Here is a 24,986-nt window from a genome sequence, read left to right as displayed (position 1 = left end):
AAAAAAGTATAGTGAAAATATGAATTTAATGTCAATTTTAAGTGGGTAATTATAATTCACTAATTTTAGTGTTGATTTAATTTTTTGCTTGAGTGCTTGGATTTTCGTTTTCTATGCGGATAAAATTAAAATTTTAAATGTCGAAAAAACTTTAGTCGTTAATAAGTTACTAAGAAAGTCAGAGTTCATTTGTAATTTTTTGTATTGTTTTCTTCACAGAGTTCACTTATGGGCTTATCTTTTCCTTTAACCTCTAATCGGTGTTTAAATTATGGATATTTTAGACCAAAGTATAAAAGAAATAGAAGAGCAAATAGAATCTAGAAATCTTCAATCTAGGATCGTGCTATTCTTGGCCGTTATTATTTGCTTTCTCGCAATCGTACTAATTTCCAAAGAAATTGAGTCAACTTCTATCGTTTTATCAAGAAGTGAAGGGGTAGATTTTATAACATCAAAATACGGAAGTGTGCTTGAAGCTTCGACTAAACAAAATCTAGCAAGAAATATTGTTGAACAACGAGTTCTGGATAAGCTTGTCGGTGTTCCTACTAATTTTGCTATTAATTATTTTTTATTGCCGAATGGTTTTATTACTGTCGAATCAGGTTCAACTGAAAGACTTGTAACCTTCGATAATCTTAAGTTACAGCTAGAAAAATTGCGAGACGTAGTAAGTGATTTTAAAAAATCAGTTCACCAAACGGTTGAGGCTTATGATAGTGAATTAGGTGCATCATCTAAAATTAATTTGTCTAGATTTGTTAAGGATTTTGACATCAATGAACTTAAAACGCTTCAGTTTCGATTGACGGAAGATAACATAAATTTGTTAGCGGAATCTAAATTGGAATTTCTTTCAAAATCAAGATTAACAAAGGCCAATCTTAATTCTGACATTACAACACTTTTAACACCCTATGCGAAAATGGACGAAAGTAAAAATAGAGGTGTAAGCCCGATGGTTTTGACTAGCGCCTCCTTACTAATTGTAGGATTTGGAACCTTCTTAGCTCTCTACAGAATGCATCTAAATGAAATATCTAAATTAAATAGAACAAAGCTAGATTTTAGACGCTTTCAAATTTCTCTACACGAAGATTTTTTGAGTAATAATAACGAGATTATACAGTCAGCTCTCCTAAGCAATATTTTCAATGAAAGTGAAATCCAAAGTAAAAATAAGGTTCAGAGTCCAATACCGGGGGTTCCAAGTCTCGATGTTTTATCGTTAATGGTGTCAAAGGTTCTAAGAGAAGCAGACGAACGAAGAGAATCTGATGCAAAAAAGACTTAAGAAATTTAATTACTTACGTGGTCACTTATGGAGATAGTTATTTACATAGACACTCACGATAATTCGACTGTTTTTGAACTGGTCAAGGCCTTAAGTAAGATAAAGTTAAACCTTTTATTTATTTTTTTATGACTCAGAAACGAGTCAGTTTGATTTATCAGACAGTTTCCCATTATTTTTATCATTGTGTGTTGCGCTGTTTATGGCGGTCATCATTTTAAAACAACACCCATAACAATCGAACGGGAAGGATAAGAATAGCTCAAATTTTATTGTCGCATAGTGGTGATGTTAATTATGACTATACCTTAACCTTACAGTTTTAATTTTAACTAAAAGTGTCAATATAGAGTCTATTTATTGATTTATTTACATGTGTAAGGTAAAGTCTAGACTCTAAATTTACAGTTTGGCGAGAATAGTTATGAAAGGTCAAAAAATTGGGTATAAGCGAGTCAGTTCATTTGAGCAAAATGAAGAAAGGCAATTAGACCAAGAAGTTTTGGATCGTGTTTTTGTTGATAAAGCTTCTGGTAAAGATACCAATCGGCCACAACTCAAAGAATTATTATTGTTTGCCAGGGAAGGGGATGAAGTTGTTGTACATAGTATGGATAGGCTTGCTCGTAATTTGGATGATTTACGCCAAATTGTAAAAGGTTTAACAAACAGAGGCATTGGTATTCGTTTTGTTAAAGAAGGCCTAACTTTTACTAACGAGGCTGATTCGCCAATGTCCAACTTGCTGCTGTCCATGATGGGCGCTTTTGCTGAGTTTGAACGCTCACTGATTAAAGAACGCCAGAGGGAAGGAATTGAGTTAGCCAAGAAAAAAGGCATTTACAAAGGTAGAAAAAAAGCACTGTCTTCTGTCGAAATAGCTGCATTAAATGAGCGTGTAAATTCTGGGGGGAATAAAAGTATGATTGCCAAAGAGTTTGGTATCAGTAGGCAAACTTTGTATTCTTATCTGTAGTCGCTTTCATTCGGTCTACCATTTTGAGATGGTAAATTTCGAACTGTTTATGAAAAGCCGCTTTGGGCGAATCGCGGGCCTTTTCTTACGCAATGCTTAAGACAGTAGAACTGACAAAACCGTCATTTGAGATATTCGGATTTTAATTGGACTCACCCGCTAAAGCGGACATTAACGCCCAAAAACCGGGTGATTTTGGAGCGTAGAGGAAAATTTTTCGCACTGACTGCACTTGTTATATGATCTTTTCGATTAAGCTCAATTTGTTTAAATATTTTAGGTATAAGTCTCTTTCAAATACATAAAAGTAAATTTGAATATCACGACTTAAATATGGATTTAAGGTAGAAAAAGCAATATCTATTGCTTCCTCATACGGATAGCCATACTTCCCACATGAAATAGCTGGAAACGCGATAGATTTACACTTGTGTTTTAAAGCCAACTCAATGCTGTTTATATACGATTGTTTGAGAAGTTCTTCTGGTTCTCCGCAATCTTTGTAAATAGGACCAACAGTATGAATTATAAACTTGCATTGTAACTGACCAGAACCAGTGATTCTGGCCTCTCCAACAGGACAGCGAATACCATCATGTGATTTTAACGATATACACTCTTGAAATACAGCAGGTCCGGCAGCTTTGTTAATAGCGCCATCAACACCACTCCCTCCTGTTAAGGAAGGCTTCGCAGCGTTCACTATTGCATCAACATTAGCGCCCGTTATATCACCCAGTATTACCTTAAATTCAGTCACAACGTTACTGCTACTCGACACCGAAATCCTTTGACAAGGCCGCCATTAGCTTATCATTTACATTATCAAGTTTCGATTCATCGAAACTACCATCATAATACTCTTTGAATCCGTTTTGCCACGTATCCAACTTTTGATATTTAACTACTTCAGCAACAATACCTGCGTTTACTTTGTGACCACGATTTGTCACGAAACATACGTCCATAAACTCTTTATAGGCATCTCGCATTCCCTTTGACCAAAAAGGTCTCGTAGCGTGCATCTTTTCGTCTACAAGTCTTTTCCTATTTATTAACTCTATTGGGGTAAGAGTTTTCCATTTTCCTACACGTTTTATGTAACAATAAATGTCGTTGAGAGACTCTTGTATTTCAGAATAAATTTCAACGCGCTTTTGAACTATCGCCTGACTTGCTTGTAATCTACTTTTCAGTTTCTCTAACGATCTATTGGACCAAAAACCTGACACAAATACAGCTACTATGGGTGATAGTACTGCTAGTAAAGGAACATATTCTTTCAAACTTGTTAATTCCATAAATTCTCTCGATTAATATTATCTATCAAAAGCATAAAACGTATCGTTAAGATGCTAATTTGTTGGCCAAAATTAGCGACGAAGAAGCAAAAGCCAACCGATTTTTGTCCTTTTAAACGACTTAAAGGGCTTGTTCCCATGTGTCGCATTTAGTCAGCTCTATGAATCTATTACTGGGATATTCAACGATCTCTACAATATTTTCAGGTTTAATATCGTGAAGACTAAAGCCCTCATGTTCAATGCCATTATCTAGTCGGTGACCACGTTGTGATAAAAACACTCTGATCATTGAAGACTCCGGATAGTAACTATCTTTTAGTGATGCTATTGGTACATTTGCTTTAATAAGGCAAGGATTTCCAATAGCTAAAAGAGCTTCACCAGTAATAGGGTTATCTTCGTGTGAATTAAACAATGCTTCACCACCCCAAGATCGAAAAAAACGTTCAATACCATAACGGCCGGCTAAGTGTGGGCTATAAAAACAAAACCATAACATATTCGCTCTATTTCTATCATCTGCTTGATTTTTACTTACAAGCATTTGTGCGACCTCCTCACGTAAAGCTCCTTGTTTTACCAAACAAGCAATTCGATTGTTAAGAGATTCTGAATTTTGTAGAAGCATTCCGTTCAAATGGATAACTTCAATTTCATCTTCTGTTAGCTTCGTACAATGATATCCGATTAAAGAGTGTTCTCTTAATATCTCTCGCATCCTGCAGATTGCTGGATCATACAGAGTTGCTGAAGACGTTCTTTGACAATTGCATTCCCAGCCTAAAAAAATCTCATAATTTGAATCTAAAAATGCTTTTACCGCAGAAGGCCATGTCGTTTGATCACTAATAATTATTGAAATGTTCTAATCCTCGTTGAGTAGCTAAAAAGCTAATTGTTTTGCACATCAATTTAGGTAACTCACTGTTCCGCTTAGACTTCTAAATCTTTTACTGCAATTGCAATTTCACGAACAGCGTCAATTAAACCATAGACTAGCAATGAGTATTGTACGCGTGCAGCTGGATGAGCATATATAATTACTGGCTTTTGCTTAGCATTTAAAAACCATTTGATACCTCTTGTTGTTTCAAAAACTTCACCTTCATTTAGATCTAATGCGTAACGTAAATCCCATCCTGTTCCACAACAAACAGTTATGTCTGGCTCATATATCGAGTATTGCTTTTTGATAAATGACTTATCTTCAGAAACGACAGTTTCAAAATTAGCTCGGACAGATGTATGAGTTCCTGGTGACTTTTTTAAGTTCATCGCGCAAATCGACCTCAAGTGTTTTATTCTGTCTTCCTTGGTTATATTTTCTAACATCGACCAATTGATATCTTTATCGGCATTTTGAATACATTTAACCCAACGAGTAATGTTGTTCCATGATTGTGGGCGAGCGCCATCACGTATAAATTCTCGTAGGTCCCAGCCTCCGCCATGTTCATCATTTACTTCCTTCATCACAAAGCAGAGTTTCATTTTTGAGACGTTGTAATCAACTTCAGATATAACACCATCAAATACAAAACCTTCGCGACTTCCTTTCCAATCATTAAATAGCGTTAGTTCTTTTTGTAAAATATCCATGGCAATACTTCCTGTTTTTATGCCTAACTAATTTTGTTAGATCATTAATTTACACTTAAATCAACCAGCTTAACATTCGACGATATTTTGAGAAGGTTAGGTATTGTATCGTTTTATTTTCTACGCCAATTGCTAAATTTCTATTTACAAAAAATTTCAGGACAAATTCAGTAATTCCCAAAATTTCATGTCACCTCAATCGCTTGTGGTTTAAGGTCTCAGTCGGATTTTGAGGAAATCTACATTAAAGAGATTGTCAAAACGGGCGAATATTCATCATTTTTAGCATTTTAGGTTAGTCGGTTTCGTGCTGAAAATGGGGCCTTTTTTACGTTGCTTCGCGGGTTTTCGCAATCGTTCCGGCTAATTAAATCAAGTAGTTACATGTGTTTATTGCGCGCAATTGCATATAGTTATTGCGCATGCGTTACATGTTATATTTTAATAACGTTTACTTGGAAACTTTGATTATTAAATGTCATGTTAAAAACGTCATTTCTGGCGGTTTTTTGCATGATTTGTTTAGGTAGGGAAGAAGGTTTTAATCTCGTTTGTATAACTAAGGGGCAGGGATGTTAGAGGTGGCAAAATGGTATTTTATTATTGGCCTTTGTTGTTCAATTTACATTTTTATAGGGTTTCTTTTGGTTCGCCATCGAATTGAAAACCCTATCTCATTTGATGAAAGTATCACGCTCGCTGGTTTAACCGTTTTATTCTGGCCTTTAAGTTTTGTAAGTATGGTGCTCAATAGAGGTTTTATTGAGCATTTAGTAACAGAGGTTCCGTTTCCGTTTTCAGACAAAAGCCGACAGGAAGCAATGGACCGTAATCAAAAAGAAATGAAGGACTCATGGGAAAAACTTCCTCTGTGTGGGCAATACGTATGTGCTCGTGGTTTAGACGAGGCAAATTATCAATATACTGCAGCAACCTTTATATTTAAATCTAGTGAGTTAGTTGAGCTGTTGGGCAATGATCCATTGAGTCTAAATAGGCGAGACAGCGAAGAAGCAAAAATTACAAATTGGTTGAGGCACAGAGACGAACAATTACATTATTACACTCTGGCCCTGAAAGTATGGCAAAGAATGCCGTATATAATCATTAAAGCGATTGATCAAGGTGTGGGTGAATGTTATTGCCCTGAGTGTTCAACTAGCTATTCTGCAACTGAATTACTCAATCCTAAAGATACGGGTACAAGTCTCACAAATTACAAAATTTTTCATTGCCCTAATCATCATTTGATTCACAAAACTGAAAGCATACGGTTTATCCTTTAGGGGTAAATTTTTAGTTCACATTAAATCAACAAATCGTTATGCTGGATCAAAATTATTACGTTACATCAATAGCTTAAGTATTGGGCCGATGTAAATGTATTTTGAATTGGATGATCTACATGGCAGTTCCAGATTTTCAGACTTTTATGTTGCCGTTGTTAACTGAGTTAGCAGATGGAAAAGAACACGAATTAAAAGATTTATATGTGACCTTAGCGCAAAAGTTAAACCTTACGGAGCAAGATAAAGATGAATTGCTTCCTAGTGGAAAGCAGCGAGTTTATCATTCCCGCATTGGCTGGGCGCGTACTTACCTTAAAAAAGCAGAGCTACTTCATACCGTAAAGCGAGGGCGCTTTGTTATTACAACTGCGGGTAAAGCGTTACTGAATACAAACCCTCAATCCATCAATAAAAAAATGCTTGAACAATATCCATCTTATATGGAGTTTCTGCAGTTAAGTAAATCCAGTCAAAAAGAAAGCCAGGTAACACAAAGTCAGAATCTAATTATTGATGATAAAAACGAATTAACGCCCACCGAACAGATATCGGTTTCATTTAAAACCATTCAAAGCGAACTAGTAGACGAGTTATTAGATGTAATTCGAGTAAGCTCTCCACAATTTTTTGAAACCTTAGTTGTCGATTTAATGTTAGCCATGGGATATGGCGGTTGGAGTAAAGAGTCGGGTAAAGCAACACAGTTTTCATCTGATGGGGGCATCGATGGAATTATTAATGAAGATCCGCTAGGCCTAGATACTATTTACCTGCAAGCTAAGCGCTATAGCGAAAATAACACGGTAGGCCGCCCAGATATTCAAGCATTCTCTGGTGCCCTCGATATGCAACGCTCACGCAAAGGAGTGTTTATTACCACCTCAAAATTTAGCAGAGACGCATTGGAATATGTGCAACTCATAGAGAAAAAAATTGTATTGATAGACGGTCAACAGTTAGCCGAGATGATGATCAAATACAATTTAGGCGTATCGGTTAAAGACACCTACCAAATCAAAACAATCGATACTGATTATTTTAATGAAGACCAATAGAGAAGTGAGAAGCCTACGAAAAATTGTGGTAATTTCATGCTAGTTATTTCAGATAAATATCTGAAAATATGACTTAAACGGATGTAAACATGGATCAACATACAACACCTGAAGCGCAAGCCAGAATAGTTATAGATGCCAAACTAGTTGAAGCTGGTTGGATTATCCAAGATAAAAAGCGCATGAATCTTTATGATGGTAAAGAAGGCATTCATGGTGTTGCCGTGCGTGAAATGGATACCTCAACAGGTCCAGTTGATTATATGTTGTTTATTGATGGTAAAGCTTGTGGTGTATTGGAAGCGAAAAAAGATGGTGTTTCTTTAGGTGGCGTGGCTGAACAGAGTGGTCGTTATAGCTTATCCCAATCAGCTTTTACTCAGCGCTGGTTAGACCCTTTACCTTTTACTTACGAAGCAACCAGTCAATCGATTCGTTTCTGTGATTACCGTGATCCTAAAGCACGCAGTCGCCGATGACTTTGTACCCCCGAATGTACCACTAAAAACCTGACTGTCAACGAACGTTATCGAATGTAAAATGCATAAAAAAACCCGCTAAAGCCGTTTTTATTGGCTTTGCGGGTTGTTTTCGTCTCTTTTAGAGCTTATGGTTGGTGGAGCTGGCGGGAGTTGAACCCGCGTCCAGAAGACGTCAACCGTCGGTACTACATGCTTATTTTGTCTTTTATTTAACTACGTGGAACTCCGACAAACAGGATTTCGTTGCAGCTGGCCTAATACTGTTTCGCGGTTCACCCTTAGACAAGGTTCCCTCGCTATTCTGCTGGGATGACCTTCCGAACCTCTACTAGCAGAAAGAGTATGAGTGGAAGGGCTTAGCCGGTTATTAAGCGGCTAGAGCGTAGTTTTCGTCGTTTGCGACTATTTAAATGCGGCTTTTTACGAGGCAAACCGCTCCTCGACATGCACCTAAAGCGTCTAGAATCCTGTCGAATCCAAAATCAGCCCCAAAGTGGCGTTGGTTGCAAACCACCAACACCGTGATTCTATCACAGGCTAACCATCGAAGAACAATCAATAAGCGCAAATATTTAAACATTTATGTGCTTTTTATGATTATAACTGAGTCTTTGTTTGTAAATTAACCGATTCGACGTTCTCGGTGGCTGTTCGCTTTCCAGCTGAGTAGTCAAAATTGAGCTGATTGAATATTGTTTAAATTATATGCAATTCACACGAGTATAGATTTATGTGAAATATGTTAACTAAAAAGCATAATTTCGTAAATTGTCATCTAACTCCCTAGTTTAAAGGGGGAGCTGGTTTCGGAGGAGGAATAAGAGATTGATTGACTATTGACTAGGTGCAAAGCAAAAGTAATATGTTCGGCTTTGAGTTTTATGAAAACGTTATCTTAGGTAGTGAAGATATGAAAAGTTTGTCACGCTTTATTGTTGTGCTGTGTGTGTCTATTGTCGGTTTGATCTTACTTGGTTGCGGTGCTGAAACCAAGCAAACACAAACCATTAGTCAAGAGTCTAATAAAAAAGTACTTATTTTTAGTAAAACCGCTGGTTGGCGGCATAAGTCTATTGAACCTGGGACAGAGCTACTGTCAAAGGCACTAACAGAACAAGGTATAGAGGTGGTGGCATCCGAAGATGCGGCTATTTTTAATGACACTAATCTTGCAGAATTTTCAGCATTAGTGTTTTTAAATACTACTGGCGATATTCTAAATGAGCCACAACAGATAGCGATGGAGCGTTATATTCAAGCCGGTGGCGGCTTTGTAGGTATCCACGCTGCTACCGACACCGAGTGGGGCGGAGATTGGATTTGGTACCGGCGTTTAGTGGGTGGGGTGTTCGCTGGACATCCCAATGTGCCGTCTAATGTACAAACAGCGCGCATTCAAGTCATTAATAAAAATCATCCTGCGACTCAACATTTGCCAGATAACTTTTTGATTGTAGATGAATGGTATGACTTTAAGAGTTTGTCTGATCGCCGTGTTGATTTAATGAAAGTAGATGAAGGCTCCTACAACGGAGGTGGCCACAATGGTTATCACCCAATTGCTTGGTATCACGACTTTGATGGTGGCCGTTCGTTTTATACCGGTATAGGGCATAACGCCGATAACTTTAAAGATGCGCAGTATATTCAGCATCTGTTGGGCGGTATTGAATATGCTATTGGTGACAACCAACGAGATTATGCTCACTCTAGGCCTGAACCAAACCGTTTTGTAAAGGAAACATTAGTCTCTGGCCTCAATGAGCCAGTAAGTCTAGATATTACCTCAGATGGTAAACATGTGATCTTTGTGGAGCGACGAGGGCAGGTTAATTGGGTAGATACTGAATCTGGCGATGCGCAAGAAATCGGTAAAATCGAGGTGTTTTCAGAAAAAGAATTTGGTCTATTGACTGTGGCTCTGGATCCTAGTTTTGCCAGTAATCAACATGTGTATTTTATGTATAACGTAGTGCCTGAAGGCGCAGGTCTTGGGCCAATGCAGCGGGTGTCGAGATTTACATTGGTGGACGGCAAATTGTCGCTGGGATCTGAAGTGAAAATGCTTGAGAGCATTAATGAAGATAGCTGCTGCCATACTGGCGGTAATATGGAGTTTGATGACAAAGGTAACTTATTTATTGCTTTTGGTGATAATTCTAATCCTTTTGAAGCTTTTGGTGTGGGGCCGGCTGATTTTAGAGAAGGCCGTCAAGCCCACGATGCGTATCGTTCTTCAGCGAACACTCAAGATTTTCGTGGAAAGGTGCTACGTATTACCCCGCAACCTGACGGTAGTTATCAAATCCCCGAAGGTAACTTGTTCAAGGATTCCGCTATAGGTCGACCAGAAATATATGTAATGGGAGCTCGCAACCCTTACACCTTGGCTTATGATGAAGTAGAAAGCACCTTATATTTTGGCGACGTAGGCCCAGATAGCAAAGCGTATGACGAGCAACATGGTCCTAAAGGTTATGACGAAGTAAACCGTGTTAGGCAAGCGGGTAACTTTGGCTGGCCACTATTTATTGGCAATAACAAAGCTTATCGTCAGTTTAATTACCAAACAAACGTAGCGGGCAAATGGAATAATCCGCTCAAACCTAAAAATACCTCACCTAACAACACTGGTGCCGAATGGTTGCCGCCGGCTCAATCAGCCTTCATTTGGTACCCTTACGGTCAATCAGAGGAGTTTTTAGAATTAGGCACAGGCTCGCGTAATGCATTAGTGGCTGGAGTGTATCGCAGCCACGAAGGTGAGGGCGCATTGCCTAGTTATTATGATGGTGGGTTGTTTATTTCTGATTTTATGCGCCGCTGGATCAAAGTGGTGTTTACCGACAAAAATGGCGACATATACAAGATCGAAGAGTTTGCGCCAGATGCAGAGTTTCATGCACCTTTAGACGTGAAATTTAGTCGACAAGGACATCTTTACGCTTTGGAGTACGGGTCGAAATGGTTTGCCGCTAATCCTGACTCTGAATTATCGCGTATTGTGTATACCGGTGACGGCAACAGAAACCCAGTGGCTAAAATTTCAGTGGCTGAAATACAACAAACTGCACCTATCACTATTGCCGTTTCAGCTAAAAATTCAGAGGATCCAGACAACGATCCTTTAACCTATAACTGGTCACTATTATTGCTCGCCCCAGAGCAAGATCCCGAGCAAGCTGGCGCTAGCGCAGGTCAACATAATGAAGGGCTAGAAACAAGTTACGCAATTAGTGAAAACGGCAAATACCTATTGACCCTAACCGTTACCGACATTGAGAATGCTAGCCACACTGTGCAGCAAATTATCGAGGTGGGTAATACACCGCCAAAGGTTAGTATCAGTGTGCAAGGTAATCAGGATTTTATTTGGCCGAATGTGGTGTCGCAGCAATATGAGGTGACTGTTTCCGATCATGAAGATGGTCAGATCAAGCAAAATTCGACTGAGCTTGAACGGGTAAATATTGCCTTGGTTAAGGCCCAAGATAATCCGGTAAAGGCAGTAGGCCATTTGGCGAATGACCCCTTTGGCCCCGGTCGTGCCGCCACTAAAAAGCATGTGTGTATTGGTTGTCACCAAGAGCAAGCCGCGTCAATCGGGCCGTCTTTTCAGGCGATTGCCGATAAATATTCTAGTTTAGATGATCCCATTCAGTACTTAAAAGGCACTATCACTGCTGGTAGTTCGGGTAAGTGGGGAGAGCATCAAATGCCGGCTCATGACTTCTTATCTGACGAAGTATTGAGCACCTTAACCCAATATATTTTGTTAAATAAATCTAAAGCACCGAGTTTACCCTTGTCTGGCGAGTTGCCAAAAGTCACGGCCGACGGAGATTACGAGTTACAAGCTGAGTATACAGACAATGGAGCCTTAGGGTTGTCTGCTATTACCACCAAAAGCGCTCATCAGTTTTATTCGGCTACTCGTCAAGCTAAGGACATCTTTGCCTCGATTAGTAACAAAAAAGGCCTGACCTTCGATGGTGGCGGGCCTTCAGTTATTATGTCAGGAGCGAAAGCGGTGTTGCCTTTAGGTGAATTTGACTTGACCCAAGTTAAAGGGCTTAAAGTAACCCAAAAATATATAGAAGGTTTGTCTGAAGACGCGCTATTTGAGCTAAGAGTGGGCAGTGCTAAAGGTAAAGTTATTGCTAAAAACACCTTCAACTATACTGATGTTGAATTGTTTAGCTTGGTCACTATGGAGATGATGTTTGCGCCTATCTCAGAAACAACGCCATTGTTCTTGACCGTTACTTTGCCAGATGCAAAACAAGATACCGGTACAGCGAGCATATTCTCTGTGACGTTTTTACGAGACCAATTTTAGCAACTAGTGTTGTGTACATGAGCTAAATTTTTAGATTTAAGGTCATCTAATAAATGTAGCGCCAACGTAGTGTGTTGGCGCTTTTGTTATTTTCAATTCGTTTTTTCATTTTCACCTAATGCTTTACACATTAAAGGCCAAATAAGCAACGAACCGAGCACAAACATGCCGCTTATCCTCGGGTTATATTTGCCATTATTAATACTCGGCAATTAGCAATAGCAAGTATTTTTTTATGCAGAATGTTTCATCATACGTTCTTTGTCCCGGGCCCAATCACGGTCTTTGACTGCGTCGCGTTTATCGTGCTCATGTTTACCTTTACCCAAGCAAACTTCGACTTTTACCCAGTTTTTCTTCCAATACATGGCGGTTGTAACGATAGAGTATCCTTGGCGTTCTACTGAACCAATTAACTTGTCTAACTCGCGTTTTTTAAGTAACAATTTACGTTTGCGAGTGGCGTCACAGACCACATGACTCGAAGCTTGATTAAGGGCTTGTATAGTTGAACCAATCAGAAATGCTTCACCTTTTTCAATAGTGACGTAACTTTCTGAAATATTAACTTTACCAGAGCGAATGCTTTTTACTTCCCAGCCTTGCAATGCCATACCGCATTCGAATTTATCTTCAAGGTTGTATTGGTGGCGGGCTTTTTTATTCAGCGCAATGGTGTTATTTGTGGATTTGGAGTTCTTTTTCTTCATAGGGCGGTATTATAGAGATTGTATGAAGTGGTACAACATAAATTCTATGTTATTGAAAAAGTAATGGATTTAAACGACTTATGTTAATCTACTAGGTTTCTGAATCTTGACCAATTAGGGAGTGCGAATGGCCATTGTATCTCGCAGCGCGTTAGTTGCTTACAATGCTGAATCAATGTTTGATTTGATTAATGACGTACAGTTGTACCCAGAGTTCATCCCTGGGTGTGCTGAAACAAAGGTTTTACAACAAGACAACAACAATATGCGGGCTTCAATATTAATTTCTAAGGCTGGGGTTAAACAGTGGTTTACCACTCATAACACCTTAAAGCGTGGTGAATTTATTCAAATGAATCTAGTCGATGGTCCGTTTTCTCGTCTATCAGGCGGTTGGACAATTTTACCTTTGAGCGAGTCGGGGTGTAAGATCGAGCTAAATTTAGATTTCGCTTTTTCAAGTAGTTTGATTGAAATGGCTTTTGGGCGAGTGTTTAATTCAATTGCTGCCAACATGGTGGTTGCTTTTACTGATCGCGCCAAACAGGTATATGGGTAAAGATATGACTGATCAACAAATATCTATTGAAGTTGCATATGCTACACCTGAAAAACAAGCGTTGCTTGAAGTGGTCATCGAGCAAGGCACGAGTGTTGAGGAAGCTATTGCGGCATCAGGTATCGTAAAACGTTTCCCCGAAATAGATCTTGAGGTGTTAAAGGTTGGAATTTGGAATCGCACTTGTAAACTGAGTGACTTACCTAAAAAAGGTGACAGAATCGAAATCTATCGTCCTCTTATTGCTGATCCCAAAGAAGCGAGACGCCGCAGAGCAGAAAAAGCCAAAGACGAAGGCCGAGCTAATAAAGTCACTGGTGGTAGAGCTTGAGTAACACCTATTAAAATCTCAATCCTAAGGCTTCACATATAAACTTTTGCAATGGTTGCGCACGTCCAAAACGGCTGGCCACCATTTTGCAAAAATCAGGCTGATATAAGTCATTCTCATTAAGTGGGCAAATAGCAATAAAGTCTTTGCGCTTTATCTCTTCAATTAATTGATGCTCTTTATCATAACCTTTAGGTGGACGAGTGAGCTTGTTACCAGCCATTTCATAAAATTCAGTAAAAGGTTGATGTTCAACTGCATCTAAGTAGGGACCAGGTTTAATCACAATGTGATCTCGTATCGCTGCTAACGAATCTCTGTCAGGATGCCAAGTACCAACGGCTAAAAAAATCTCATCAGGCGCTATATGTACATAAAATCCAGGAGCATGCACATCCTTGCCCACCTCATGACGAAACTGAATACCCACATTGGTTTTATAAGGCGATTTATCTTTAGAAAATCTTACATCACGATAGACTCGCATGAGGGAGCCCCCTACTTTTTTGGGGCTGGCCTCGTAATGGGGTGAGATAAGACGGATCCATTGATCCATTTGTTCAATAAATGCAAGGGCAGGGGTGCGCACATTATCTTCATATTGTTGTTTATGATCGTTAAACCAGTCGCGATTATTATTGTTTTGTAAGTCTCGTAAGAACTTCATTAATGCTGGTTCGAAGTGTGTAAACACGGTCATTCTTCCTTAATAGCTAAGCTTAGTATTTTTTACGTTGTAAACCGGTAGTGGCCAAAATCTTGGCTGAAATTTCTTCTATTGAGTAGCGTGTACTATTCAAAAAGGGAATTTTTTCTTTACGGTATAAGTTCTCAACTTCTCGTAATTCCATGCGACATTGTTGCAATGATGCATATTTACTGTGGGCACGTCTTTCTGAACGAATTTGGTGTAGTCTGTCTGCTTGAATAGTCAGTCCAAAAAGTTTGTCTTTAAAGCGTCGCAACGATGCTGGTAAACGTAAGATGTCGCCCATGTCGTCTTCAGTAAAAGGGTAATTAGCGGCTTTTATACCGTATTGTAACGCTAAATAAAGACTGGTTGGGGTTTTACCTGAGCGCGATACCCCGACTAAAATGATATCTGCTTCGTGATAATCTTTAAGGTTAGAGCCATCATCATTCGCTAACGCATAGTTGACCGCTTCAATACGAATGTCATAAGTCTTTTCATGAATACTATGAGTACGGTGTTTTTCTGGTTTAGAAGGCACCCCTAGTACTTTTTCCAACGGGGCCACAAACTGGTCCAGAAAGTTGTAATTTATGCCCACCGATTTAGACACAATCTTGCGCACTTCAGTATTAACTATTGTGTAAAACACTAAAGGTCGTTGATCATCATCTTGAAAACTTTCAGATATTTTTCGAACTACCTCATTGGCTTCTTCAGGAGTTTCAACGAATGGAATTGTGATGTGTTTAAACTCAATCGTAAACAGGGAAAGCAATGCGTGGCCAAAAACCTCCGCAGTAATGGCTGTTCCATCCGAAATATAATAGGCAGTTCTCAAAACATTTCCTTAACATTGTTGTAATTTAATTACGAAAAATAATAAAATTTTACTTTTATAACAACAACATTCTAAAATCCCCCTATCAAATGTAAAGGCGTTATAAGGATGTCGTTTTTTATACTGTTTTTAACAGTTTAATCTAAGACGTTTGCCTAACCTAACACGATTATTAAATTACCAAACAATCATTTGGAGAAAGTGAGAATGCAAGAACACGTTTTGTGGTACCAGCAACTGGGTATGGGTGATGTCGGGGTCGTTGGAGGCAAAAACGCGTCGTTGGGTGAGATGATTTCAAATTTGGCGAATGCAGGAGTGCAAGTTCCAGGAGGTTTTGCGACTACTTCTCATGCATTTAATTTATTTCTCGAACAAAGTGGTTTAGAAGCGCGAATTCATGAATTGTTAGATAACCTTGATGTTGACGACATTGCCGCTTTAGGTGTGGCAGGTGAAACTATTCGCAACTGGATTATTGAGACACCATTTTTACCTGATATGGAAAATGCCATACGTACTGCGTTTGTTACGTTACAAGGCGAAGCCGGTGAAGAAGCCTCGTTTGCGGTGCGTTCGTCGGCAACGGCGGAAGATATGCCAGATGCGTCTTTTGCTGGACAACAAGAGACATTTCTAAACGTAAAAGGTTACGACTCAGTTATGGTCGCAATCAAACATGTATTTGCATCTTTATTCAACGATAGAGCAATTTCTTATCGCGTACACCAAGGTTACGACCATAAAGGTGTGGCATTGTCGGCTGGTATTCAGAGAATGGTCCGCAGTGATTGTGCGTCTTCTGGTGTAATGTTTTCAATCGATACAGAGTCAGGTTTTGAAGATGTTGTTTTTATCACATCATCTTATGGCCTAGGTGAAATGGTAGTGCAAGGTGCGGTCAACCCAGATGAGTTTTATGTACACAAACCCACTTTACAAAAAGGTGTGCCTGCTGTTGTACGTAGAAATCTTGGCAGCAAACTCACCAAAATGATTTATTCAGAAGACTTGGAACACGGCAAACAGGTCGAAATTGTGGATATCGATGCCGCTGACAGTCGTCAATATTCCCTAAGCGATGAAGAGATAATGGAATTGGCCAAACAGGCGGTCATTATCGAAAAGCATTACCAACGGCCAATGGACATTGAATGGGCTAAAGATGGTATAGATGGCAAACTGTATATCGTACAAGCTCGTCCAGAGACGGTACGCAGCCGTGAAGATATCCAAGTCATTGAACGTTTTATGCTTAAAGGCAAAGCGAAAACCGTGTGTGAAGGGCGAGCCATTGGTCACAAAATTGGTGCTGGCGTAGCAAAAGTGCTCAAAGGCGTGGAAGAAATGGATAAGATCCAGCCAGGAGATGTATTAGTCACTGACATGACCGATCCTGATTGGGAGCCAATAATGAAAAAAGCCTCTGCAATTGTAACCAACCGTGGTGGACGAACTTGTCATGCGGCCATTATTGCTCGAGAGTTAGGTATTCCTGCGGTAGTGGGCTGTGGCAATGCGACAGCTTCTGTCGAAAATGGTGACAAAATTACTGTGTCTTGTGCTGAGGGGGATACGGGCTTTATATACGGTGATGTATTGGACTTTGACGTGGTCACCTCGAGAATCGACGCAATGCCTAATATTCCTCTCAAAGTGATGATGAATGTGGGTAATCCCGATAGAGCTTTTGACTTTGCGCGTTTACCTCATGCTGGCGTAGGTTTGGCAAGACTTGAGTTTATTATTAACCGTATGATTGGCGTGCATCCAAAAGCACTGCTTGATTTCGATAATCAACCTGATGAATTAAAAGAAGAAATTAGCGATATGATGGCTGGCTATGCGTCACCAGTAGAATTTTATATCGAAAAATTAGTTGAAGGTATTTCTACTATTGCAGCGGCGTTTTCACCTGAAAAAGTTATTGTAAGAATGTCTGATTTTAAATCCAATGAATATTTTAATTTAGTCGGGGGGTATCAGTACGAACCAGACGAAGAAAACCCAATGCTTGGCTTCCGTGGCGCCAGTCGTTATATTTCAGATGATTTTAGACAATGTTTTGCTTTGGAATGTGAAGCCATAAAGCGAGTTCGCAATAAAATGGACTTAACTAATGTTGAGATCATGATCCCCTTTGTTCGTACCTTAGAAGAGGGGGCTAAAGTACTAGAACTACTTGCTGAAGAGGGCTTAGTACAAGGTGAAAACGGCTTACGTGTAATAATGATGTGTGAACTACCGTCAAATGCTCTTTTGGCTGACCAATTTTTAGATATGTTTGATGGCTTTTCAATTGGCTCTAATGACTTAACTCAACTAACGCTAGGTTTGGACCGTGATTCTGGATTAATCGCCCATCTGTTTGATGAGCGTAATCCTGCGGTAAAAGCTTTGTTATCGATGGCAATACAAGCCGCGAAAAAGCGTGGTAAGTATGTCGGGATTTGTGGCCAAGGCCCTTCTGATCATGAAGATTTAGCACAGTGGTTGGTAGAGCAAGGTATTGATAGTGTTTCGCTTAATCCTGATTCTGTAGTAGAAACCTGGTTGTACTTAGGTGAAAAACACGGATAACACCAATAACTGTTGATCAAAAAAGCCGCTTAACAACTCGTCCAAGCGGCTTTTTTGTCCCTATTGAAATACTCTCTAACTTCTAAGTTTTCTGTCCAAAATCATTTTATCTAACTTGCGCGCCGATCTAGACATACCGTTTTGGCAGGTCCTTAACCAATCTCTGGCTTTGGGCACATCGTAACTGAGCATTAATAAGCCTAATAACAACACAAACATCGAACCGGGCAGAATAAAAAACACTACGCCAAACAAGGCTAGCAGGCTACCCAATACGATTCGTAATTTCTTCTTCATCTTATTACCCCTAGTTGAATGCGGTTAGTTGATTGGTTAAGCATATACCAAGTTGTTTTTTACTGAAAATTTCAGTTGTTACAAACTATTTAATGCCGAACAGATCTAGAACACTGATGTTCATTTTGGGTATAATTGATGCTCTATTTTTTCAACGATGATTGAATTTTCCCTATGCTGCCAGCGTTAGACACCCAAGCTCTTATTGAAAACCACTATCAGGACTTTTTATCCGACTTAACTAAGTCCAAATTTTCTGGTGATATTGAGTATAGCTATGGGAGCCGTTTGGCGGTGTCTACCGATAATTCAATTTATCAACAGTTGCCTCAAGCAGTGGTATTTCCCAAAAGTCTTGATGATTTGTCATTGATAGGTCAAACCGCAAATACTTATCAAACAGTCAAATTTTCAGCCCGAGGTGGTGGTACAGGCACTAATGGCCAATCACTTACTAGCGGTATCATTGTTGATGTGTCGCGGTATATGAATCAAGTTTTAGAAGTCAATGCTGAGCAAGGATGGGCAAGAGTCCAGGCAGGGGTGGTCAAAGATCAGCTAAATGAAGTGTTAAAGCCCTTGGGATTCTTTTTTGCGCCTGACTTGTCTACCAGTAATAGAGCTACTGTGGGCGGCATGATCAGTACTGATGCTTCAGGGCAAGGCTCTTTGGTATACGGTAAAACCAGCGATCATATTTTGGCTCTGACGTCAGTTATGGCAGACGGAACAATTCTAAATACCGCTCCAATGGCAATTGATGACGCAAAAGTGTTGAGCCAAGAACACACGCCTATGGCTAAAGTAACCCAACAGTTATTGGATACTTGTTTGGGAAAACGCCAGCAAATCATAGATAAATTTCCTCGCTTGAACCGCTTTTTAACGGGTTATGATTTGGAAAATACGCTGAATGAGGATTTATCTGTATTTGATATGAGCCGAGTTATTACTGGCTCTGAAGGCTCTTTGGTTTTTGTGGCGGAAGCGAAAGTGAATATCACGCCTATCGCTAAGTTTAAAGCATTGGTTAATGTTAAATATGATTCATTCGAATCCGCACTGCGACATGCACCTAGTATGGTTGCTGCCAATGCCACGTCAGTAGAAACGGTAGACAGTAATGTACTCAATATGGCGAAGCAGGACATTATTTGGCATTCAGTCGATAGTTTGATTACTGAAGTCGAGGGTAAAACTGTACTTGGTTTAAACATGGTCGAGTACAACAGTAATGACCAAGCTGATATCGAACAAAAAATAGCTATATTAAGCGCCAATTTAGACTCCGCGGAAAACCTAGGAGTCATTGGTTATCAAATTACCTACGATAAAGCCGACATTCAGAAAATTTACGCCATGCGTAAAAAGTCAGTGGGATTATTGGGCAAAATAAAAGGTTCTAAAAAACCGATAGCATTTGTTGAGGACACCGCCGTACCACCGGAAAATTTAGCCGATTTTATCATGGAATTTCGGGCGTTATTAGATGGTAAGGGCTTAAAATACGGGATGTTTGGTCATGTGGATGCGGGCGTCTTACATGTACGTCCAGCGCTGGACTTATGCGAACCAGAGCAAGAAGCCATGGTGCCGGAAATTTCTGACCAAGTAGTGGCCTTAGTCGCTAAATATGGTGGTTTGATGTGGGGAGAACACGGTAAAGGTTACCGCAGTGAATATGGTCCGCAATTTTTTGGAGAGGAGTTATTCACTGAGCTGAGAAAAATTAAGAGCGTTTTTGACCCTCTTAACAAAATGAATCCTGGAAAAATTTGCACTCCATTAGATTCGACAGAGTCTTTGGTGAAAGTCTCAGATCAAAAACGTGGTGAGTTTGACCGTCAAATTCCCATAGAGGTGAGAAGTTCGTTTAAACCAACCATGAGCTGTAATGGCAACGGATTATGCTTTAATTACGATACCACTTCTCCAATGTGCCCGTCATTTAAGATCACCGGTGACAGACGTCATAGCCCTAAAGGTCGTGCCAGTATGGTGCGAGAGTGGTTGAGGCTTTTGTCAAAACAAAACATAGATGTAAACGCATTAGAGCATAACGAAGATCCACCTAGTTGGTTTGAACGTTTTAGAAATTCCACTGATAAAAGAGTGGCCGATGATTTCTCTCATGAAGTACTAGAGGTGATGGAAGGCTGTTTGGCGTGTAAGGCTTGCACAAGCCAATGCCCTGTCAGTGTGGATGTGCCTGGATTTAAGTCGCGTTTTTTAAGTATGTATTATCAACGTTACATGCGCCCAGCCAAAGACCACTTAGTGGGGAATATTGAAACCATGGTGCCTTTAATGGCAAGAGTACCGGGATTCATTAATTTTTTCTTGCGTCAAAATTGGGTGAAACAAACTATTCGCAAAACAGTTGGTTATCTAGATACGCCTATTTTGTCGCAACCCACGCTTAGTGAAAGATTGAATGGTGACTTAACCACGCAATTTAATTTAGAAGCACTACAAAAATTAGACCCAAGTCAGTTGGCCAAAAAAGTGTGTATTGTGCAGGACCCTTTTACGAGTTTTTACGATGCAAGCGTAATTGAATCTTTAGTTTCACTGATTACAAAGCTAGGTTACGAACCCGTGTTACTGCCTTTTATGCCAAACGGTAAACCGCAACATGTAAAAGGGTTTTTAACGCAATTTGCTAAGACGGCAAAAACTGCTGCAGATTTGTTGAATCAGTTAGATGAACTGGACCTGCCTATGATAGGTGTCGACCCCTCAATGGTGCTGTGTTATCGCGACGAATATACTAAAACTTTGGGCGCCGCTCGGGGTGAATTTAAGGTGCAACTCGTGCACGAATGGTTGTTGCAACTTGAGCTCCCAAAAGTTAACGCAAACACTCGTCAAAATTATGCTCTGTTTGGTCACTGTAGCGAAAAAACCGCATTGCCAGCTAGTGAACAACAATGGCAACAAATTTTCGAGAAAACAGGCCTTAGTCTAACGGCTGTCTCAGTTGGTTGTTGCGGGATGGCGGGGACATTTGGTCACGAAGCGAGTCATATCGAAGAATCCACCGGAATATACCAATTAAGTTGGCAACAGGCAGTCAGTCAATATCAGCCAGAACAAATAGTAGCAACCGGTTATTCTTGCCGTAGTCAGGTGGCAAGGTTTGAGAAGTTTAAACCTAAACATCCGTTACAAATATTGGCGATGAGTTTAAGTTAGAGCGGAATCAAAGGTTTATTGCTGATTTCACACCAGGCAGTGCTGTGAATATATCGAATTAATTAAGTATAAGGAGGATAGATTGCAAAACATGGATCTATTTGATGAGCCTGAATGTACGCCGATCAATGTGATCGATTACGATGGGCTGGTGGAATACCATGGATTGCTTATCCCAGCTGTACAGGCCAATTATTATTTTGATGTGTTGCTTGAAAAAATTGAATGGAAAAGTGACCAAGCCAATATTTTTGGTAAGCAGATCCTAACCAAGCGTAAAGTGGCTTGGTATGGTGATAAGCCTTTTAGCTATACGTATTCTAACGCGACAAAACTAGCATTGCCCTGGATTGATGAATTGCTTGAACTTAAAAGTATTGTTGAAGAAAAGACTGGGGCTAGCTTTAATTCTTGTTTACTCAATTTATACCACAGTGGTGAAGAAGGCATGGCTTGGCACAGCGATGCTGAAAAGGACTTATTGAAAAACGGGGAGATAGGCTCGTTAAGTCTTGGGGCCCAGCGAAAGTTCTCCTTTAAACATAAACGCAGTCAAAAAAACGTTTCACTATTGCTACAACACGGCAGCTTATTAGTCATGAAAGGCGAAACACAAAGCCATTGGTTACATCGACTACCGCCCACCAAAACAGTGAATACCCCAAGAGTGAACCTAACCTTTAGAACCATTGATGAGACTCAATTTGCCAGTTGCTGATAAGTGATAGGACGGGGTTAGTAGATAGAGTCTAGGAAATAGAGGCTAGCTAAAAGCAAAAGCAAAAGCAAAAGCAAAAGCTTTCCACATTCCCTTGAACAACGCATCATTCCCACTTTAGCGGAATGATGTGTTATGACTTGTCAATCCTCTTCTACCGCAATTTGCTATAACCGTGAAGTCGGGCTGTGAGTCATAAGTGTCTGTTTTTGCACAATTAAGTTAGTGTTGATTCTTAATCTTCTATATACCAATGACCATTATTCACAAGTAGGGTCAAAAGCGCAGTAAAATCTTGGTGTTGACTATATTGAATTTCACCTACTGTTTCAGAAATGAACGGCTCTGATAAAAACTTTTTGACTATATCAGCCGATGCAGCGGGGCCAGAATAAGACTCACCTTCTATGTAAAAAGTAAATGTCTGAATAGAAAGTTTGTCGATAGTCGTAGGCTCTACAAATATAGGTTTGACCCCTAAATTACGATGGAAATATTCGCCGCTATTGAGCATGTCGATAATGGCTTGTTGGGAAAACTCTTCGATTTGTTGGTTTGACTCATCATCTGCTTTTTTGTTGTCGCTTAAAAATACCGGTAACCATTGATCAAATTGCTCGCTCTGCAACATTTGCATTAACAACGCTTTGAATTGTGCAACTTCTTGTTGTTTGATTTCACCTGTGAATTCGCGGGGGGATAACGCTTCATCTTTGTAACGTTGAGTCAAAGTGTTGTGGTCAATAGCGTAATCAGCAAAGGACGACAGCATTTCTTGTTGGGAAGGGGCTCTAAAACCTACCGAATAATTCATACAGGGCTCTAGTGCTACGCCATTGTGTGGATGATTGGCTGGGATATAAATGATATCTCCAGCGCTGAGTACTTCGTCTATTATAGGCTCGAAACCTGTCACCTGAGATAAATCACGATGGGGTCTAATTGTTTCGTAGTGGCTAGGTAAGCCTACCTGCCAGCGTCTGCTGCCCTTTCCTTGAATAATAAATACGTCGTACTGGTCGAGGTGCGGGCCAACACCCGCTCCAGTGTTTGAATAACTCACCATTAAATCATCCATACGCCACACAGGAATAAAATCAAAGGTGTTCATTAAACTATCGGCGTCTGGCACATAATGGTCTACTGATTGCACCAGTAAACTCCATTGGCCTAAACAGTGGCTGTTTATATCATCATAAGGGCCGTGTTCGACCGCCCATTTGCCGTCTTGATTATTGACAATTCGCGAATCTACCGATTCTTCTTCGGTTAAGCCCGCAAGCTCATGTTCATCAATGGGATCTTGGAAATCCTTAAATCCTTGCCGAATTAACAGTGGTTTTTGTTGCCAATAATCTCTAAGAAAAACTGCAATATCGATATTTTGTAATTTGTACATCTTTATCCAATGAGTTGTTTACGGCCTAGTAACCAATAGGTATTGACTAAACCTAAGCCTTTAATTTCTATTTCCCCTCGTTTGGTGTAATCGAAGGTACTTTTTGTTAGCTCGTAAGTAGATTGTGTGGTTTGAATTTTATTGCATAAACCATGACTTTCCATGCGTGATGCTAGATTAACTGCTTCACCCCACATGTCATAGCTGAATTTGTTTTTACCTATTATCCCAGCAATCACCTCACCGCAGCCAATACCAATGCGTAGTCCTGTTTTTAAGTCGTATTTTTTGCTGATTTTTTGAAATGCCTGTTGCATTTCTAATGCACAAAAACAGCATTGGATGGCATGTAATGAGTTGGCTTTGGGTAATCCACCAGCGGCCATGTATCCATCACCGCTGGTTTTGATTTTTTCTAAGCCATACTTGAGTGATAACTCGTCGAAGGTGCAAAATGTCTCATTTAATATCTTTACTAATTCCTGTGGTGTATGTGTTCTACAAATAGGCGTGAAGTTTTGAATATCCGCAAATAAGATGCTGGCCTGGGCGAAATAGTCTGCGATTAAATGAGGGGAGCTTTTTAGGCGTTGCGCAATACTATTGGGTAGAATATTTAACAGTAGCTGTTCGGAGCGCTTTTTCTCTAGGGCTAGTTTTTTCCAGCTGCGGTTGACGTTTTTCTGAATATGAAAGCTACAAAGTAAGCTGGCTAACGCCAATAGGCCGGCACTCGCAAATTTGAAACTTTGCTGTGCGCTGTTGTATTGAGTCGTTACATTTAGTTGATAATAAGTTTCTGTGAGTAAAAACAAACCGGTAAACAGTATTGAGAATGCCCATTTTAACTTTGTTTCTTGTTCGGTAAAAAAGAACGGGCAACAGACAACTGCCAACAAATAGAAAAAGTGGATGTACAAGTCCATTTGCCATAAAAAACAAGTGATTAAGAGATTCAATATGTAGACAATAATTAACCAGGTTTTAGCCAGTAAATAACAAGACGCGTGATTTAAGAAAGGAACAAATACCAGTAAAGTGATCGTTGAACCAGTGATTAATAATTGAAAATTACCAGCTTGATCCCAAAACCATAAAGCGCCGGGAATTTGGCAAAGTGAAACCACTATAACCAAAAAGGCAATAACATTGGTGATTCGAACGGGGGTAAAGTATTCATGTGGGTAACTGGCAATTCCAGCAGATACCCACATTCTTAAAAAACGTTTGAGCATTTTAAATTCCTTTTAAAAATCGAACTAACTAATACCTGTGTGCTGTTATTTACTGCTCAATATCGACGGGGTATTAAGTATAGTCTTTA

21 protein-coding genes and 1 other RNA gene are annotated in these 24,986 nt (G+C 39.8%); 11 read left to right on the top strand and 11 right to left on the bottom strand.

Going from position 1 to position 24,986, the window contains the following annotated elements; translation table 11 throughout:
- The first annotated feature begins 271 nt into the window (after positions 1–271).
- Both ABJK37_RS08720 and ABJK37_RS08715 read left to right on the top strand, forming a co-directional pair.
- On the top strand, positions 272–1,297 hold the full coding sequence (locus ABJK37_RS08720) for a hypothetical protein (RefSeq protein WP_348352137.1): 1,026 nt from the start codon (positions 272–274) through the stop codon (positions 1,295–1,297).
- 424 nt (positions 1,298–1,721) lie between these two features.
- Positions 1,722–2,273 (top strand): recombinase family protein, encoded by a 552-nt coding sequence (locus tag ABJK37_RS08715; RefSeq protein ID WP_348352135.1) that lies wholly within the window; start codon positions 1,722–1,724, stop codon positions 2,271–2,273.
- Positions 2,274–2,508: 235 nt separating this feature from the next.
- On the opposite strand, the gene ABJK37_RS08710 is transcribed toward ABJK37_RS08715, so the two are convergent.
- The 4 genes from ABJK37_RS08710 to ABJK37_RS08695 all read right to left on the bottom strand — a co-directional run bounded on the left by ABJK37_RS08710 (position 2,509) and on the right by ABJK37_RS08695 (position 5,176).
- Positions 2,509–3,033: a macro domain-containing protein gene (locus ABJK37_RS08710; RefSeq protein ID WP_348352133.1), complete on the bottom strand. Its 525-nt coding sequence runs from the start codon at positions 3,031–3,033 to the stop codon at positions 2,509–2,511.
- 10 nt (positions 3,034–3,043) lie between these two features.
- A complete protein-coding gene (locus tag ABJK37_RS08705; RefSeq protein WP_348352131.1) occupies positions 3,044–3,574 on the bottom strand; it encodes a hypothetical protein in 531 nt (176 codons plus the stop codon).
- A gap of 121 nt (positions 3,575–3,695) precedes the next feature.
- Positions 3,696–4,121 carry a hypothetical protein gene (locus ABJK37_RS08700; RefSeq protein ID WP_348352129.1) on the bottom strand — a complete coding sequence of 142 codons (426 nt, stop codon included), beginning with the start codon at positions 4,119–4,121 and terminating at the stop codon, positions 3,696–3,698.
- A 389-nt stretch (positions 4,122–4,510) separates the two neighbouring features.
- On the bottom strand, positions 4,511–5,176 hold the full coding sequence (locus ABJK37_RS08695) for a hypothetical protein (protein WP_348352127.1): 666 nt from the start codon (positions 5,174–5,176) through the stop codon (positions 4,511–4,513).
- A 572-nt stretch (positions 5,177–5,748) separates the two neighbouring features.
- Here ABJK37_RS08695 and ABJK37_RS08690 point away from each other — a divergent pair.
- The 3 genes from ABJK37_RS08690 to ABJK37_RS08680 all read left to right on the top strand — a co-directional run bounded on the left by ABJK37_RS08690 (position 5,749) and on the right by ABJK37_RS08680 (position 7,999).
- Positions 5,749–6,462, top strand: a complete 714-nt coding sequence (locus ABJK37_RS08690; protein ID WP_348352125.1) for a hypothetical protein — start codon at positions 5,749–5,751, stop codon at positions 6,460–6,462.
- A gap of 119 nt (positions 6,463–6,581) precedes the next feature.
- On the top strand, positions 6,582–7,520 hold the full coding sequence (locus ABJK37_RS08685; RefSeq protein ID WP_348352123.1) for a restriction endonuclease: 939 nt from the start codon (positions 6,582–6,584) through the stop codon (positions 7,518–7,520).
- A gap of 89 nt (positions 7,521–7,609) precedes the next feature.
- Positions 7,610–7,999, top strand: coding sequence for a hypothetical protein (locus tag ABJK37_RS08680; protein WP_348352121.1), 390 nt, complete (start codon positions 7,610–7,612; stop codon positions 7,997–7,999).
- Positions 8,000–8,134: 135 nt separating this feature from the next.
- On the opposite strand, the gene ssrA is transcribed toward ABJK37_RS08680, so the two are convergent.
- Positions 8,135–8,492: a transfer-messenger RNA gene (gene ssrA, locus ABJK37_RS08675) on the bottom strand.
- Positions 8,493–8,912: 420 nt separating this feature from the next.
- Between ssrA and ABJK37_RS08670 the strand changes: the two genes are divergently transcribed.
- Entirely contained in the window at positions 8,913–12,341 is a 3,429-nt protein-coding gene (locus ABJK37_RS08670; RefSeq protein ID WP_348352119.1) for a ThuA domain-containing protein, read from the top strand.
- A 233-nt stretch (positions 12,342–12,574) separates the two neighbouring features.
- Here ABJK37_RS08670 and smpB read toward each other — a convergent pair whose 3' ends face one another.
- Positions 12,575–13,051: an SsrA-binding protein SmpB gene (gene smpB / locus ABJK37_RS08665; protein ID WP_348352118.1), complete on the bottom strand. Its 477-nt coding sequence runs from the start codon at positions 13,049–13,051 to the stop codon at positions 12,575–12,577.
- A gap of 127 nt (positions 13,052–13,178) precedes the next feature.
- Between smpB and ABJK37_RS08660 the strand changes: the two genes are divergently transcribed.
- The gene (locus tag ABJK37_RS08660; RefSeq protein WP_348352116.1) at positions 13,179–13,610 is read left to right on the top strand and encodes a type II toxin-antitoxin system RatA family toxin; all 432 of its coding nucleotides are present in this window, start codon (positions 13,179–13,181) and stop codon (positions 13,608–13,610) included.
- Positions 13,611–13,614: 4 nt separating this feature from the next.
- Entirely contained in the window at positions 13,615–13,941 is a 327-nt protein-coding gene (locus tag ABJK37_RS08655; RefSeq protein WP_348352114.1) for an RnfH family protein, read from the top strand.
- A gap of 10 nt (positions 13,942–13,951) precedes the next feature.
- Here ABJK37_RS08655 and ABJK37_RS08650 read toward each other — a convergent pair whose 3' ends face one another.
- On the bottom strand, positions 13,952–14,635 hold the full coding sequence (locus ABJK37_RS08650) for a DUF2461 domain-containing protein (RefSeq protein ID WP_348352112.1): 684 nt from the start codon (positions 14,633–14,635) through the stop codon (positions 13,952–13,954).
- A 25-nt stretch (positions 14,636–14,660) separates the two neighbouring features.
- Entirely contained in the window at positions 14,661–15,473 is an 813-nt protein-coding gene (locus ABJK37_RS08645) for a pyruvate, water dikinase regulatory protein (RefSeq protein WP_348352111.1), read from the bottom strand.
- Between the two features lie 207 nt (positions 15,474–15,680).
- Here ABJK37_RS08645 and ppsA point away from each other — a divergent pair, with 207 nt between their 5' ends.
- Entirely contained in the window at positions 15,681–18,053 is a 2,373-nt protein-coding gene (gene ppsA, locus ABJK37_RS08640; protein WP_348352109.1) for a phosphoenolpyruvate synthase, read from the top strand.
- Between the two features lie 75 nt (positions 18,054–18,128).
- On the opposite strand, the gene ABJK37_RS08635 is transcribed toward ppsA, so the two are convergent.
- A complete protein-coding gene (locus ABJK37_RS08635; RefSeq protein ID WP_348352107.1) occupies positions 18,129–18,350 on the bottom strand; it encodes a tellurium resistance protein TerC in 222 nt (73 codons plus the stop codon).
- A 174-nt stretch (positions 18,351–18,524) separates the two neighbouring features.
- Here ABJK37_RS08635 and ABJK37_RS08630 point away from each other — a divergent pair, with 174 nt between their 5' ends.
- Both ABJK37_RS08630 and ABJK37_RS08625 read left to right on the top strand, forming a co-directional pair.
- Positions 18,525–21,545 (top strand): FAD-binding and (Fe-S)-binding domain-containing protein, encoded by a 3,021-nt coding sequence (locus ABJK37_RS08630; RefSeq protein ID WP_348352105.1) that lies wholly within the window; start codon positions 18,525–18,527, stop codon positions 21,543–21,545.
- Positions 21,546–21,636: 91 nt separating this feature from the next.
- Complete coding sequence (locus ABJK37_RS08625; RefSeq protein WP_348352321.1) at positions 21,637–22,263, top strand: alpha-ketoglutarate-dependent dioxygenase AlkB; 627 nt, start codon at positions 21,637–21,639, stop codon at positions 22,261–22,263.
- Between the two features lie 235 nt (positions 22,264–22,498).
- Here ABJK37_RS08625 and ABJK37_RS08620 read toward each other — a convergent pair whose 3' ends face one another.
- Together ABJK37_RS08620 and ABJK37_RS08615 are read right to left on the bottom strand one after the other, a co-directional pair.
- Positions 22,499–23,662, bottom strand: a complete 1,164-nt coding sequence (locus ABJK37_RS08620) for a cupin domain-containing protein (protein ID WP_348352103.1) — start codon at positions 23,660–23,662, stop codon at positions 22,499–22,501.
- A gap of 2 nt (positions 23,663–23,664) precedes the next feature.
- Positions 23,665–24,897: an adenylate/guanylate cyclase domain-containing protein gene (locus ABJK37_RS08615; protein ID WP_348352101.1), complete on the bottom strand. Its 1,233-nt coding sequence runs from the start codon at positions 24,895–24,897 to the stop codon at positions 23,665–23,667.
- Positions 24,898–24,986: the final 89 nt, after the last annotated feature.

The sequence above is a fragment of the Paraglaciecola sp. genome (assembly GCF_039964565.1).
Lineage (GTDB): Bacteria > Pseudomonadota > Gammaproteobacteria > Enterobacterales > Alteromonadaceae > Paraglaciecola.
The sequence above is the reverse complement of the archived record's forward strand: the minus strand, read 5'-3'. Positions and strand labels throughout refer to the sequence as shown.

Coding starts and splice junctions, on each gene's coding strand:
- ABJK37_RS08720 (WP_348352137.1), top strand. CDS start 272: ATGGATATTTTAGACCAAAGTATAAAAGAAATAGAAGAGCAAATAGAA.
- ABJK37_RS08715 (WP_348352135.1), top strand. CDS start 1,722: ATGAAAGGTCAAAAAATTGGGTATAAGCGAGTCAGTTCATTTGAGCAA.
- ABJK37_RS08705 (WP_348352131.1), bottom strand. CDS start 3,574: ATGGAATTAACAAGTTTGAAAGAATATGTTCCTTTACTAGCAGTACTA.
- ABJK37_RS08700 (WP_348352129.1), bottom strand. CDS start 4,121: ATGCTTGTAAGTAAAAATCAAGCAGATGATAGAAATAGAGCGAATATG.
- ABJK37_RS08695 (WP_348352127.1), bottom strand. CDS start 5,176: ATGGATATTTTACAAAAAGAACTAACGCTATTTAATGATTGGAAAGGA.
- ABJK37_RS08690 (WP_348352125.1), top strand. CDS start 5,749: ATGTTAGAGGTGGCAAAATGGTATTTTATTATTGGCCTTTGTTGTTCA.
- ABJK37_RS08685 (WP_348352123.1), top strand. CDS start 6,582: ATGGCAGTTCCAGATTTTCAGACTTTTATGTTGCCGTTGTTAACTGAG.
- ABJK37_RS08680 (WP_348352121.1), top strand. CDS start 7,610: ATGGATCAACATACAACACCTGAAGCGCAAGCCAGAATAGTTATAGAT.
- ABJK37_RS08670 (WP_348352119.1), top strand. CDS start 8,913: ATGAAAAGTTTGTCACGCTTTATTGTTGTGCTGTGTGTGTCTATTGTC.
- smpB (WP_348352118.1), bottom strand. CDS start 13,051: ATGAAGAAAAAGAACTCCAAATCCACAAATAACACCATTGCGCTGAAT.
- ABJK37_RS08660 (WP_348352116.1), top strand. CDS start 13,179: ATGGCCATTGTATCTCGCAGCGCGTTAGTTGCTTACAATGCTGAATCA.
- ABJK37_RS08655 (WP_348352114.1), top strand. CDS start 13,615: ATGACTGATCAACAAATATCTATTGAAGTTGCATATGCTACACCTGAA.
- ppsA (WP_348352109.1), top strand. CDS start 15,681: ATGCAAGAACACGTTTTGTGGTACCAGCAACTGGGTATGGGTGATGTC.
- ABJK37_RS08635 (WP_348352107.1), bottom strand. CDS start 18,350: ATGAAGAAGAAATTACGAATCGTATTGGGTAGCCTGCTAGCCTTGTTT.
- ABJK37_RS08630 (WP_348352105.1), top strand. CDS start 18,525: ATGCTGCCAGCGTTAGACACCCAAGCTCTTATTGAAAACCACTATCAG.
- ABJK37_RS08625 (WP_348352321.1), top strand. CDS start 21,637: ATGGATCTATTTGATGAGCCTGAATGTACGCCGATCAATGTGATCGAT.
- ABJK37_RS08620 (WP_348352103.1), bottom strand. CDS start 23,662: ATGTACAAATTACAAAATATCGATATTGCAGTTTTTCTTAGAGATTAT.
- ABJK37_RS08615 (WP_348352101.1), bottom strand. CDS start 24,897: ATGCTCAAACGTTTTTTAAGAATGTGGGTATCTGCTGGAATTGCCAGT.